This is a genomic window from Streptomyces sp. NPDC002446 (genome assembly GCF_053595675.1).
Genome location: NZ_JBSFYC010000034.1, coordinates 1 through 12,866 on the forward strand (window position 1 = coordinate 1; position 12,866 = coordinate 12,866).

At 73.4% G+C, this 12,866-nt stretch carries 9 protein-coding genes; 4 read left to right on the forward strand and 5 right to left on the reverse strand.

From position 1 onward, the window contains the following. Positions 1–41 precede the first annotated feature (41 nt). Complete coding sequence (locus ACWD6P_RS20290) at positions 42–977, reverse strand: ABC transporter permease (protein ID WP_451445505.1); 936 nt, start codon at positions 975–977, stop codon at positions 42–44. Between the two features lie 156 nt (positions 978–1,133). Here ACWD6P_RS20290 and ACWD6P_RS20295 point away from each other — a divergent pair, with 156 nt between their 5' ends. After that, a complete protein-coding gene (locus tag ACWD6P_RS20295) occupies positions 1,134–1,754 on the forward strand; it encodes a TetR/AcrR family transcriptional regulator (protein WP_451445506.1) in 621 nt (206 codons plus the stop codon). Positions 1,755–2,059: 305 nt separating this feature from the next. Here the strand turns inward: ACWD6P_RS20295 and ACWD6P_RS20300 are convergent, their stop codons facing one another. Next, positions 2,060–4,435, reverse strand: a complete 2,376-nt coding sequence (locus tag ACWD6P_RS20300; RefSeq protein ID WP_451445507.1) for a bifunctional glycosyltransferase/CDP-glycerol:glycerophosphate glycerophosphotransferase — start codon at positions 4,433–4,435, stop codon at positions 2,060–2,062. 204 nt (positions 4,436–4,639) lie between these two features. On the opposite strand from ACWD6P_RS20300, the gene ACWD6P_RS20305 reads away from it, so the two are divergent. Continuing rightward, positions 4,640–6,832: a PIG-L family deacetylase gene (locus ACWD6P_RS20305; RefSeq protein ID WP_451445508.1), complete on the forward strand. Its 2,193-nt coding sequence runs from the start codon at positions 4,640–4,642 to the stop codon at positions 6,830–6,832. Here the strand turns inward: ACWD6P_RS20305 and ACWD6P_RS20310 are convergent. Genes ACWD6P_RS20310 through ACWD6P_RS20320 form a run of 3 tightly spaced genes read right to left on the reverse strand, consistent with a single transcriptional unit; the run spans position 6,805 to position 10,846 of the window. Next, positions 6,805–7,218 (reverse strand): GtrA family protein, encoded by a 414-nt coding sequence (locus tag ACWD6P_RS20310; protein ID WP_451445509.1) that lies wholly within the window; start codon positions 7,216–7,218, stop codon positions 6,805–6,807. The two genes, ACWD6P_RS20305 and ACWD6P_RS20310, sit on opposite strands and share 28 nt — an antisense overlap. Continuing rightward, the gene (locus ACWD6P_RS20315; protein WP_451445510.1) at positions 7,218–8,231 is read right to left on the reverse strand and encodes a glycosyltransferase family 2 protein; all 1,014 of its coding nucleotides are present in this window, start codon (positions 8,229–8,231) and stop codon (positions 7,218–7,220) included. The genes ACWD6P_RS20310 and ACWD6P_RS20315 overlap by 1 nt, the downstream gene beginning before the upstream one ends. Next, positions 8,228–10,846: a YfhO family protein gene (locus ACWD6P_RS20320; protein ID WP_451445511.1), complete on the reverse strand. Its 2,619-nt coding sequence runs from the start codon at positions 10,844–10,846 to the stop codon at positions 8,228–8,230. Before ACWD6P_RS20320 ends, ACWD6P_RS20315 begins: the two co-directional genes overlap by 4 nt. Positions 10,847–10,963: 117 nt before the next feature. Here ACWD6P_RS20320 and ACWD6P_RS20325 point away from each other — a divergent pair, with 117 nt between their 5' ends. Continuing rightward, the gene (locus ACWD6P_RS20325; protein WP_451445512.1) at positions 10,964–12,520 is read left to right on the forward strand and encodes a glycosyltransferase family 2 protein; all 1,557 of its coding nucleotides are present in this window, start codon (positions 10,964–10,966) and stop codon (positions 12,518–12,520) included. 22 nt (positions 12,521–12,542) lie between these two features. Beyond that, positions 12,543–12,818: a DUF1876 domain-containing protein gene (locus ACWD6P_RS20330; RefSeq protein ID WP_451445513.1), complete on the forward strand. Its 276-nt coding sequence runs from the start codon at positions 12,543–12,545 to the stop codon at positions 12,816–12,818. The last annotated feature ends 48 nt before the right edge of the window (positions 12,819–12,866 follow it).

Below are 12,866 nucleotides of genomic sequence, written 5' to 3' on the forward strand. Positions count from 1 at the left end.
GGGCCCCGGCCGCCTGCACCGGCTGGACGCCGTTGTTCTGCTCAGCCACGTCCGTACCGCTCCTCAGCCTTCCAGAAGTACACAAAGCCGATGACACCGGCCAGCAGCGCCCAGCCGCCCGCGAACGCCCAGATGTGCGGCGGCAGTTGCTTCGAGGTGAAGCTGTCGATCAGGGCGAAGCGCATCAGGTCGATGTAGACCGCGGCCGGGTTGGCGGTGAGCAGGAGCTCCACGATCTTCGGGAGGTCCTTGCCCTTGAGGACCACGCTGATGCTGAACATCACGCCGGACGCGTACATCCACGTCCGCATGATGAACGGCATCAGCTGCGCCAGGTCCGGGGTCCGGGCGCCCATGCGGGCCATGGCCATCGCCAGGCCGGTGTTGAACGTGAACTGCAGCGCCAGCGCGGGGAGTACCAGCAGCCACGACCAGGTCGGCGGCTGCCCGCAGCCCAGCAGGATGAGGATCAGCACGCCCATGGAGAACACCAGCTGCTGCAGCTGCATCAGGCAGATCGAGATCGGCAGGCAGGCGCGCGGGAAGTGCAGCGCCCGCACCAGGCCGAGGTTGCCGGAGATCGCGCGGGTGCCGGCCAGTACCGAGTTCTGCGTGAAGGTGAAGACGAAGACGCCGGTCACCAGGAACGGGACGTAGTCGGGGATGTGATTCCTCGTGCCGAGCAGCAAGCCGAAGATCAAGTAGTAGACACCGGCGTTGAGCAGCGGGGTCATCACCTGCCAGAGCTGCCCGAGCTTGGCGGTGGTGTACTGCGCCGTCAGCTTGGCGGTGGCGAACGACGCGATGAAGTGCCGCCGGTGCCACAGCTGCCGGGTGTACTCGGGCAGCGGGGGGCGGGCGCCGCTCACCGTGAGGCCGTGGCGTTCGGCCAGTGCGCGCAGCTCGGGGTCGGGGGCCGCGCCGGGGGCCGGCACCCGGGTGGGCGCCGGGGCCGGGCGAGTGAGGGTCTGGGGCATGGGGGCCGCTTTCGCTTGCGTACGGGGGCCGCAGGTACGGGGGCCGGAGAACGGAGATCCGACGATGGAACGGTTCCGTATCGTCGCGACGATGCCGACAGTAAAGGGAGCTCGCGTCGAAACGCAACCGTAGCGTCGTGACGCTAAGCTCAAGGCATGGCAAAAGAAGGCAGCGGGAGCGGCCCCGCGGCGCGCCGGGCCCCGGCGGGCGCCGCCGTACTGCGTGAGGACAAGACCGAGGCGATCCGCGCCGCGGTCTTCGAGGAGCTGGCCGCGGTGGGCTTCGCCCGGATGTCGATCGAGGGCATCGCGCGGCGGGCGGGCGTCGGCAAGACCGCCGTCTACCGGCGGTGGCGCTCCAAGCTGCACCTCGTACTGGACGTGGTCTCGGCCGTGGCCGCCGCCGGGCTGCCGGCGCCCGACACCGGGTCGCTGCGCGGCGATGTACGGATGCTGCTGGAGGTCGCGTCCCGGGCGCTGCGGCACCCGATGGCCTCGCAGATCATCCCGGACCTGCTGGCGGAGGCGGCCCGCAGCCCGGAGCTGGCGCAGGCGCTGAAGACCGCGCTGCACGACAGCCAGGAGGGCGTCGCGGCCGCGGTGGTGGCACGGGCGGTGGAGCGCGGCGAGCTGCCGCAGGACGTGGACGCCCGGCTGGCGCTGGACCTGCTGACCGGGCCGCTGTACTGGCGGCTGCTGGTCGTCCGCGACGAGCTGCCCAAGGGCTACCTCGACGCGCTGTCGGGGTCGGTGGTGGCGGCGCTCGGGGCGGAGTGAGGGGCGCGGCCCGGGTCCCCTAGGGCGGGGGCGAACAGATCCCGTAGGGGGTGCGAGGGCCCCCTGCGGGGCCACAACGGGGTGGGATGGGGAGGTATTCCCGACGGGGCGGGGTGGGGAGGTATTCCCGGCGGGGCGGACAGGGTGATCAAGGTCCGCCGGGAAGCCTGACAACGCGGCCGCCACCGGCGCATCCTGCCCCCACGTCACCACCATCGCCCCCCCTGCCCATACGCCACCGCCCCCGACCGGAATCCAGTCGGGGACGGTGACATCTGTGCGGGGGGAGAGAGAAGGGAAGGGCCTCAGCCCGCCATCTCCACATCCGACGCGCCCGACGCGCCGGAAGCGCCCGTAGCGCCCGTAGCCGCTGTGCCGTCCGCTGCCGACCGCGGCGCCGGCAGTTTGATCAGGCCGGCGGCTGCGGCCGCGGCGCGGGGGGACGGGGCTATGGTGCGCTCCTGCTGCGGGCGCGGCTCGGGGGCCGGCTCCTGGTCGAGGAAGACCCGGCGCACCACGCGCTCGGCGGCGTTGCCGTCGTCCCACTGGCAGAACCGGGCGCGGAACGCGGCGCGCAGTTCGGTGGCCCGCTCGTCGTCCCAGCGGCCGCTGCGGAACGCCTCGATCAGCTCGTCCTCGGTGGTGGCGATCACGCCGGGGGTGTCGCCCGGCTCGCCGGAGAGCAGGTCGAAGGTGACGCCGCGGGAGCGGACGTAGGTGTCCCAGTCGTCGGTGTAGTTGATGATCGGCCGGTCGAGGTTGGCGTAGTCGAACATGATCGACGAGTAGTCGGTGATCAGCGCGTCGGCGGCCAGGCACAGCTCCTCGACGACCGGGTGGCCGGAGACGTCGATCAGCGCGCCGCGCTCCTGCAGCTCCTGGAGGGCGGCGTTCTCCCCGTAGAAGTAGTGGGTGCGCACCAGCAGGACGAAGTCCTCTCCCAGTTCGCCGGAGATCTTCTCCAGGTCGAGCCGCGGCACATAGCCGACCTGGTAGTCGCGCATGGTCGGCGCGTAGAGGACGGCCGTCTTGCCGGGGGCGATGCCCAGGCGCTCGCGGATGTCCAGGACGTCCTGGGCGGTGGCGCGGTAGTAGACGTCGTTACGGGGGTAACCGGCGTCCACCGACTCGAAGTTGCAGGGGTAGACGCGCTCCCACTGCTCGGTGGTGTGCTGGTTGGAGGAGACCGAGTAGTCCCAGCGGTCGGCGCGGGCCAGCAGCTTGCGGAAGCTCATGCCCTTGGCGGCGGCCGGGTAGCGCTTCTGGTCGACGCCCATCGACTTCAGCGGGGTGCCGTGGTGGGTCTGGAGGTGGATCTGGCCCTCGCGCTTGACCACGCCGTCCGCGAAGTTGACGTTGTTGACGAGGTACTTGGCGCGGGCCATGACCTCCCAGTAGCGCGGCGAGTTCAGCACGACGTGGTCGATGCCCTCCGGGATCGCGCCGGAGTCGACCAGTTGCTGCTTGACGACCCAGACGCCGTGGACGCCGGGGGCGAGCTCCTTGGCCTTCTCGTAGATCGCGAGGGGGTTGCAGGACGGCAGGCGGTTCCAGTAGGCGGAGTAGACCGCGAGGTTCTCGTCGAGGGGCTGCCGCAGCAGGGCCTGGTAGCGCAGGTCCATGGCCTTCTTCTTGGCCTGCCGGACCTTCTTGTTGGCGTGCTTGCGCACCGTGCGCTGCACCTTGCCGGCGACCTTGAGGCCGGCCAGCGCGGGGTAGGCGTCCTTGGCGAGCAGCGTGTACTTGCTGCCGGCGATGCCGGTGGGGCGGACGAAGCCGGCCGGGACCCGCTTGCGGTAGTCGCGGGCGGCGCGGTGGAAGAACTCGGCGGTGGCGTTCTGCGGCAGCCGGCCGGGCTTGTCCAGGATCGTCAGATAGTGGTCGATCATCTTGCGGAACATGTGCGGGCGCCAGCGCGACAGCTCGGGGTGCGCGTCGAGGTAGGCGAAGACCCGCTCGTACTGGTCGAAGACGTCGAAGTGCTTGCGGCTGGTGGTGCGCAGGATGTTGCCGCCCTGGCGGCGCTGGCGGTAGTGCAGGCAGACCCGGTCCAGGACGGCGATCCGCTCGGTGGTGATCAGCGTGCAGAACGTCCAGGGGGCGTCCTCGTAGTAGCCCACCGGGAACTCGAAGCCGTGCTTCTCGACGAAGTCGCGGCGGTAGGCCTTGTTCCAGACGATCTGCAGCAGATCGAGGATCTCGGGGCGCTCGGCGAGCGAGAAGGAGGGCGCGCCGGACTCGTCGAGCAGCTCGGCGAGCGCGTTGCGCCGGGCGGAGCCGTCCCAGTAGGTCCGCGCGTAGTCGAAGATCAGGATCTCCGGGCTGCCGGTGGCGTCCAGCCGCTGGGCGAGGGCGCTGAGCGCGCCGGGCACGAGGGTGTCATCACTGTCCAGGAACAGGATGTACTCGCCGCGGACCTTCTCCAGGCCGGCGTTGCGGGCCAGGCCCAGGCCGACGTTCTCCGGAAGGTGCAGGACCTGGACACGGTCGTCGCGGGCGGCGTACTCGTCCAGAATGGCGCCGCTGCGGTCGGGCGAGCAGTCGTCGACGGCGATCAGCTCGAAGTCCGTGTAGTCCTGCGTCAGCACCGAGTCCATGCACTCGCGCAGGAAGCCCTGCACTCTGAACACGGGGACGATGATGCTGAAGCGGGGTACGGCGTCGAGGTCTGTCTCGGACATGCGGTGCTTACTCCTCGTAGCGAGCTGAGTACAGAACGCAAAAAAGCCCCAAAGGGGTCTCTTGCATTGTCAGCCTTCTGACTCGCGTTAACTCAAAAAGGTTGTTGTTCGTAACCTGAAAGTTCTGTGGCGCTCATCACGGAACTGGTCAAGTGGTGAACTTTCGGGCGCGCGGAATCGCCGCGCCGGCCGAATACTGAGGGAGTGTCACCCGCGCCCCCGCCCCGCGTTTCCCGCCGCCGGCTGCTCCAGGTAGCCGGCGGCGGGGCGCTCGCCGCGACCGCGGGCCTGAGCGTCCGCTCCTGGCGACTGACGGACCATCCGGCGGGCGGGCCAGGGGGCGCCGGACGGCCCGTGGTGGCCCCGGCCGACCAGCGCTTCGTCCAGGTCATCGCGCACGCCGACGACGGCCTGTACTTCATGAACCCCGACCTGGAGCAGTCCCTGCGCTGCGGGGCGCGCTCGGTGACCGTCTGCCTCACCGGCGGCGAGGCGGACGGACGCAACACCAGCAGGCACGCCCCCGCCGACGGCAGCGCCCCCGGCAACCGTCCCGCCTTCGCCCGGGCCCGCGCCAACGGGCTGCGCGCCGCCCACGCCGCGATGGCCACCGGCGACCCGGCCGCCCCCTGGGACATCGCCGCGATCAGTCTGCTCCCCGGCTTCCAGGTGGAGCTCCACACCCTGCGCGCCGCCCCGCACCACCAGCTGATCTTCCTGGAGCTGGTGGAGGCCCGCGCCGTGTGGCGGGCCCGCACCACCAGCCTGCGCGGCCTGTGGCTGGGGGCCGCGCCCACCCTCCCCACGCTGCGCCCCGCCGGCACCCCCGTGGCGCGGCAGTTCCACTACACCCGCGACCAGGTCACCCAGACCCTGCTCGCGGTCCTCGACCGGGTCCGGCCCACCGTCGTACGGACCCTGGACCCGAACGCGGCGCACTCCCCCAAGCGCCCGCCGGCCACCTTGGACCGCGACCCCCGGCTGGCCGGGCTGCGCTACTACGACCACCAGGACCACACCGCCTCCGCCTACTTCGCCCAGGCCGCGCTGGCCGCCTACCGCAGCCGCGCGCCGCACCACCCGGCCATCGTGGAGAACTACCTCGGCTACGAGGCCGGTGTACTGCCGGGCGACGTCGACTACGGGACCGTCCGCCGCAAGGCCCAGCTGCTGTCCCTGTACGGCTGGGCCGACCGGCGCCGCTGCAGCGACCCGGCGGGCTGCGGCGACCGCAAGGTGGGCGGCTCGGCGCTCACCGGCACCTCCCGCAGCTGGACCCGCTCCACCCGGCTGCGCGCCCCCGGCTCCAACGCCTGGATCCGCCCGGCCCACGACGGCCGGCTCGCCGCCTTCGCGGTCCTGGGCGGCGCGGCGTACCGCTGGGCCGAGACCCGGCCGGGCAGCGGCCGCTTCGGCGCGCCGGCACCGGTCGGCGGGCAGCTGCTGCAGGGGCAGATCCATGTGGTGCGCCGCACCGACGGCGCACTGCAGCTGTTCGCCTCCCGCACCGTACTGCCGGGCCGCCGCACCGACCACCGCCGTGAGGTGGTGACCGCACGTCAGCACGGCACCGCACCGGACGGCGGGCCCGCCTTCGCGCGCTGGGAGCCGCTGGGCTCCCCCGACCCGGACCCCGTCCGGTCGCTGGAGATCGGCTTCCCGGCGGCGGTGGCCACCCCGGACGGCACGGTCCATGTCTTCGTACGGACCTGGGACGGCGGCGTCGCCCACCGCAAGGCCCCGCCCGGCGCGCCCTGGTCGGCCTGGGAGCGGCTGGAGGGGCCGGTCGGCGCGCTGCAGGCGTCCCCGCAGATCGTCGACGGGCTGGACGCCTGTGTGGACTCCGACGGCCTGATCCATCTGGTGGCCCCGAGCGCCGGGACCGTCCACCACTGGGTGTCCAAGAAGGCCGGTCTCACGCCCCGGCCCGCCGCGGCCACCGGGCTGCCGCAGCCGGCCGGCCCGGTCAGCGTCGTACCGCTGGCCGACGGCGCGGTCCGGGCCGTCTACCGCCGCTCGGCCACCGCCCAGGTGCTGATCGCCGAACGGCACCGGCTGATCGGCGGCTGGCGGGTCTCGGCGCGGTGCGCGCCGGTCGGCGGCTACGGGCGGGTGGCCGCGGCGCGGGTCGGCAGCGGCGACCGGATGGTGCTCGCGGCCCGCGACGACGACGGCGAGCTGCGGATGGCGATGGCACAGGACGCGCCGGGGCCCTGGCAGCGCGGCCGGGTGCCGCACTCGGCGGCGGCCGGAGTCGCCCAGGACGCCGCCGGACGCGCGGTGGTGGTCGCCCTCGGCAACGACGGCAGGCTCTATACGACCCGTCAGGCCTCCGTCGGGCAGAGCGCGCTGTTTGGCGCCTGGCGCCCTCAGGAGGCGCCCTGGCCGTCGGCCTGAGCCGCCGGGCGCAGCAGGATGCGCCGGGAGAGCAGATAGGTGAACGGGATGGCGCATCCGGCCGCCGCCAGGGGCGCCACCGCGGTGCTCATCCCCAGCCAGCTCACCAGCGTCACCAGTCCCGCGCTCTGCACCGCGTAGTTGGTCAGCTGCGTCAGCGGGAACAGCAGGAACTTCTTCCAGCTCGGGCGGGTGCGGTAGGTGAAGTAGGTGTTCAGCAGGAAGGAGCAGACCATGCTCAGCGCGAAGGCGGCGGTGTAGGCGGCGAAGTACGGCAGCAGGCGGTGCAGCGGCAGATAGCAGGCGTAGAACGTGAGGGTGTTGAGCGCTCCCACGGCGATGAAGCGCGCCATCTGGCCCCAGGGGCCGGTCCGCGGCCAGGGCATCAGCCGGTCTGCGAGCCGGCGGCCGCGGCGGGGCCGCCGCTCCGGCCGGCCGGGCCGCCGCTCTCCTCGGCCGGGCCGCTGCCCTCCCTGACGGGGCTGCCGCTCTCCTTGACCAGGAAGTGCGGCCGCCGCTTGGTCTCGTAGTAGATCCGCCCGATGTACTCGCCGATCAGCCCCAGCATCACCATCTGCAGCCCGCCCAGACCCGCGATGATCGCCACCAGCGTCACATAGCCCGGGGCGGTGACCCCGCCGACGGCGGCCGCACCGATGATCCACAGGGCGTAGAGCGCGGCGAGCGAGGCCAGGCCCAGCCCCGCGTAGATGGCCGCCCGCAGCGGACGGCAGTTGAACGAGAGCATCCCGTCGAGGCCGTAGTTGACCAGCGAGCCCAGGCGCCACTTCGTCTCGCCGGCCTCGCGGGCGGCGTTGCGGTAGTCGAAGGTGATGGTGTCGAAGCCGATCCAGGAGAACAGCCCTTTGGAGAAGCGGTTGTACTCCGGCAGCGAGAGCAGCGCGTCCACGGCCGTGCGCGACAGCAGCCGGAAGTCGCCCACGCCGTCGGTGAGTTCGACGTCGACCCAGTTGTTGACGGCACGGTAGTAGAGCCGGCTGAGCGCGGTCCGCAGCCGCCGGTCGCCGTCCCGGCTGCGCTTGGCGACGACCTGGTCGTGGCCGAGCTGGTAGAGGTCCAGCATCTTCTCGATGAGCGCGGGCGGATGCTGCAGATCGGCGTCCATGATGATCACCGCGTCGCCGGTGGCCGCCCGCAGACCGGCCAGTATGGCGGGCTCCTTGCCGAAGTTGCGGCTGAAGGAGAGGTAGCGGGTGGTGCCGCGGTGCTGCTGCGCAAGGCCGCGGATCCGGGCCAGGGTGCCGTCCGAGCTGCCGTCGTCGACGTAGCACAGCTCGTAGGTGACGGCGAGGCGGTCGAGGACCGCGCGCAGCGCCGCGTCGAAGCGTGCCACCACGGCCTCTTCGTTGTAGCAGGGGACGACGACGGACAGCTTCATCGGCGGGTCTCCTCGGTGGAGTGAAGCCGCGGTCGGCTCCGTAGACGCCCCCCGAGCGCGGCCGCGGCGACCGCCAGCCCGGCCGCGCCGCTCGCCGCCAGCCCCGGCTTCAGGCCCGGCGGCTCGTACGCGCACGACAGCCGCCCGGCGCCGGAGCCCAGCGGGACGGCCAGCAGCCCGCCGAACGAGGACGGCGCCCCGTACGGCCCGCCGTCCACCGAACAGCCCCACCCCGCGACGGCCGGCACCGCCAGCACCGCGTGCCCCCGGCTGCCCCGCGGCAGCCGGGCCGTCAGACGGTGCCCGGCGGCGGTCAGTTCGCTCGGCCCGCGCAGCGCCCGTACCGCCGCGGCGAGCCGGGAGGGCGACAGACACCCCACGGGGTGCGCGGGCACCAGCTGGCGGCCCCGGCCGGTGAAGCGCACCACGACCGTGCCGCCGGCCGGCACCCGGCCCAGCTTCCGTACCGGGTTGGCGGTGGTGTCCTTGCTCCCGATCCCCGTGGTGTGCCCGCCCGGCCCGCTGACCCGGCCGGAGAACCACGGCGCGGACCAGACGACGGTGCGGCCCGGGGTGCAGTGCGCCGTGAAGGCGGCCCCCGCGCCGCCCGCGCCCCGTGCCGTCCGGTGCGTCCGGCCCGGCAGCAGCCAGCCGCCGCGCACGGGCACCGCCGCAGAGCCCGCGGCCGGCGTCAGGTCCGGCACCTCGTACACCGCGGCGCCCAGCACCCGCTCCTGGCGGGCGAACACGCTCTCCCCGCCGGAAGGCGGCCGCGGCAGAGCGCCGCGCACGGTCAGCAGCGGGGCGGCGGGGCGGGCGCGGCGCGGGGTGTAGGGGGCGCGGCGCTGCGGCCGCGGCGACAGATAGCTGCCCACGCCCATGATCGCCTGCCCCACCGGGTCCTCGAAGCTGAGGGTGTGACGCCCCCTCATGTACCAGCCGGCGCCCAGGCCCCGCAGGGCGCGGGCGGTGGCCGCGGGCACGTAGCTGCTGTAGTACGAGCCGCCCTCGCCGCCGATCAGCAGCGGATCGTTGTTGGCGAACTCGTGCGGGCCGGGGTCGGTGCGCGAGCGCGGCCAGTCGGCGCGCGCGGCCAGCACGTCCCGGGCCGCCAGCGACGCCCGGGTCAGCGTGGTCTTGGGCCGGAACCAGGCGATCTTGTCCCGTACCGCGGTCACCGAGAAGGCCGTGTACGCCGAGGTGAGCAGGACGATGCCGGTCAGCGCGGCGGTGCCGGCGGCGCGCGTACGGGCGCGGTGCGCATCCGTCAGCGCGCACAGCCCCGCAAGGGCCGCGGCGCCGCCGCCGGCCACCAGGATCCACGTCGCGGTGCCGACCGCCCCCTGGTCGCGGCTGAGCCACGCCAGCAGCGCGACCAGCGCCCCGCCCGCGGCCAGTTCGCGCCGGCGCGGGCGGTGCGCCAGCGTCAGCCAGGAGATCATCACCAGGATCCCGCTGAGCACGAAGGCGGCCCGGTAGGGACTGCCGTTGGGCAGCGCGAAGCCGTGCCACAGCAGGATCGCCGGCTTCCACACGAACGAGGCGCCCACCCCGGCCGCCAGCGCGTACCAGCCGATCCGCACCCGCGCCGGCACCCCGCGTACGAACGGGAAGGCGGCGACCAGCAGCAGCCCCGCCACCCCGATGAAGACATTGGGCACCGGCACCCCGCCGTGGCCGCCGGGCAGCAGCTGCGCCAGCTGGTCGAGCGGCGCCGGCCGGCCGCGGTGGACGACCCCGGGCGCCGGCTGGGCGGCCCGGCTGGCCCGGAACGTGACGGTCAGCACCGGCGCCGCGAGCAGGATGCCGCACACCGCCATGGCGACGGCCCGCCCCAGGGCCCGCAGCCGGTCGCGCGCCGGCATCCGCTGTGCCGTCAGCAGCCGCACCCCGAGGACCAGCGCCGTCGCCAGCGTCGCCATCGCCGCCGTGTAGAAGTTGCCCGACCAGGCGAGCGCGACCAGCAGGGTGCCGGACACCCAGCGGGTCCGGCGCAGGCACCAGTCCGCCGCGATCGAGGTCATCGGCAGGGCGGCCAGGCCCCACATCCACATCGGATCGGCGAAACCGTCGTTCAGCACCCAGCCGCACAGCCCGTAGCCCACCGACAGCAGCGCCCGCAGCGTCCCGGAGCCCGGGTGCAGGCGCCCCAGGAAGACGGTCATCAGGGCGGCGGCCAGGGCGATGCTGAGCAGGGTGACCAGGAAGACCGGGAGGTCGGCCTGCTCGCGGGGGAAGAGGCCGACCAGCCAGGAGAACGGGTTCATCAGGTAGCTGAAGAAGTCCGCGAGGAACGGGACGCCGTAACCGCTGCTCCAGTTGAAGAACAGATCGCCGCTGGTGGTGCCGTGCAGGAGGTCCCACAGCCGGGCGTGGAACGGCACGAACTGGTTGCCCAGGTCGTTGACGGCACGCGAGCGCGGGCCGAACGGATAGCTGCCGCAGAGGGCCAGTGCCAGGCAGTACGCCGCGGTGGAGACCGCCGCCGCGAGCGCGGGCGCGGCCAGTGCCCGCAGGGCCCCGTGCGCGGCTGCCGGGCGTTCACCTCCGGGAAGGGGCCGGGCAGCCTCCCGGGGCCGGAGGGCCTCTCGGGGGGTGGCGGGCGTCGGAGTCACCGGCACTCCTCCACACTCGGCGAACATTCACTCAACGTTATATGTCTTAATAGTCCGTTTCGCCCTGTTGGGACGCGGGGCTTTCGAGGGATTGCCCGCACAATCACGGAGGGTGCGATGCCGGTCTTGGACACCTCCGCCGCCGGCCCCGGCGGCCCGCCGCCCACCGTCTCCGTGGTCGTTCCGGTGCACAACACCCGGCGCTACCTCGACCGCAGCCTCGGCTCCGTCTTCGCCCAGACCCTCGACCAGCGCCGCATCCAGGTGATCGCGGTCGATGACGGCTCCACCGACGGCAGCGCCCAGCGGCTCGCCGAACACGCCCGCCGCCACCCCAACCTCACCGTCCTCCACCAGGAAGCCTCGGGCGGCGCCGGCCGGCCCCGCAACGTCGGCCTGGCCCACGCCACCGGCGAGTACCTCTTCTTCCTCGACTCCGACGACCACCTCGGCCCCGAGGCGCTGGCCCGGCTCACCCGCATGGCCCAGACCCACGGCTCGGACATCGTCTACGGCCGCATCGTCGGCGCCGACGGCCGCGCCGCCCCCGTCGACCTGCGCACCACCGCCGCCGCCGTCACCCCCTTCGACTCCCCCGTCTACTGGACCCTGGCCGCCTACAAACTGTTCCGCCGCTCCTTCGTCGAGCAGCACCGGCTGCGCTTCGTCGAAGGCCGCCTGCTGGCCGAGGACCTCCCCTTCTCGATCACCGCCCTGCTCCGCGCCACCACCGTCTCCGTCCTCGCCGACTACGACTGCTACTACCTGCACGGCCGGCCCGACGACAGCAACGCCAGCCGCCAGGACACCGACTGGTGCGAGTACCTCGACTACATCTCCACCGTCCTCGCCGGCGTCGCCGCCGAGGTCCCGCCCGGCCCGCACCGCGACACCCTGATGGTCCGTCACTTCCACGGCGAGATCCTCATGCCCTTCGCCGCCCCCTACCTCGCCCGCACCGCCGCCGGCCGCCGGGCCATGGCCGCCGCCGCCCGCCCCCTCGTCGCCCGCTACCTCACCGACCGCGTCCAGACCGCCCTCCCGCCCGGCCTCCGCCTGCGCGCCCACTGCCTGCGCGCCTCGCTCGACGACGAACTGACCGCCGTCGTCCGCGCCGACACCCACACCCGGCCCGGGCCGGGTCACATCGACCCCGACGGGCGCGTCCACGCCGCCTACCCCTACTTCCGCGACGCCGCCCGCGCCCTCCCCGACGCCTGCTACGACCTCACCGACCGCATCGTGCTGCGGCAGCGGCTGACCGGCTGCCACTGGGCCGACGGCGCACTGCAGCTGCACGGCACCGCCGCCCTGCCCCATCTCGACGCCGGCACCGCCGAGATCCTGCTGCACGGCAGCGGCGGCGCGTACCGGCTGCCGGCCCACTACGACGGCGAACGCTGGCGCGCCGCCGTCGACCCGGCCACCGCGGCGGACGGCCAACCGCTGCCCGACGGCACCTGGGGCCTGAAGATCGCCCTCACCGCGCACGGCGCAGACGGCCCGGCCGGCCCCGCACTGCGCCGCGAGGCCTGGCTGGTGCCGGAAACCCCCGAGCCCCCGCACGGCACCCCCGCCGCGGCCGCCACCCTCTTCCGCTCCCACCCGCACGGCCACCTCCACCTCCGCCTGGGCACACCGTGCGCCGGCGGTCCGACGGGCGCACTCTGGTAGCAGCGGTTTGGAGGTGATCGCGATGTTGCAGACCGCTGTCGGATGGCACGTTGAGCTGGAGTTCGAAGAGGACACCCACCGCACCCGCGCCGCCGCCCTCGTACGGCTCCCCGACGGGAGCGAGGTACGCGCCCACGGGTACGCCAGCCGCCACCCCGCCGACTCGAACCAGCCGAGGGTCGGCGAGGAGGTCGCGGGAGCCAGAGCGCTCAACGAACTGGCGATGAAGCTGCTGACCAAGGCACACGATGAGATCGACGAGGCGTCGGGCCGGACCTCGCACCCGTTGACCACCTGACCCACCCCGGCCGAGGCACCCCCACCGCCGGCCCCCGCGCCCGCGGAG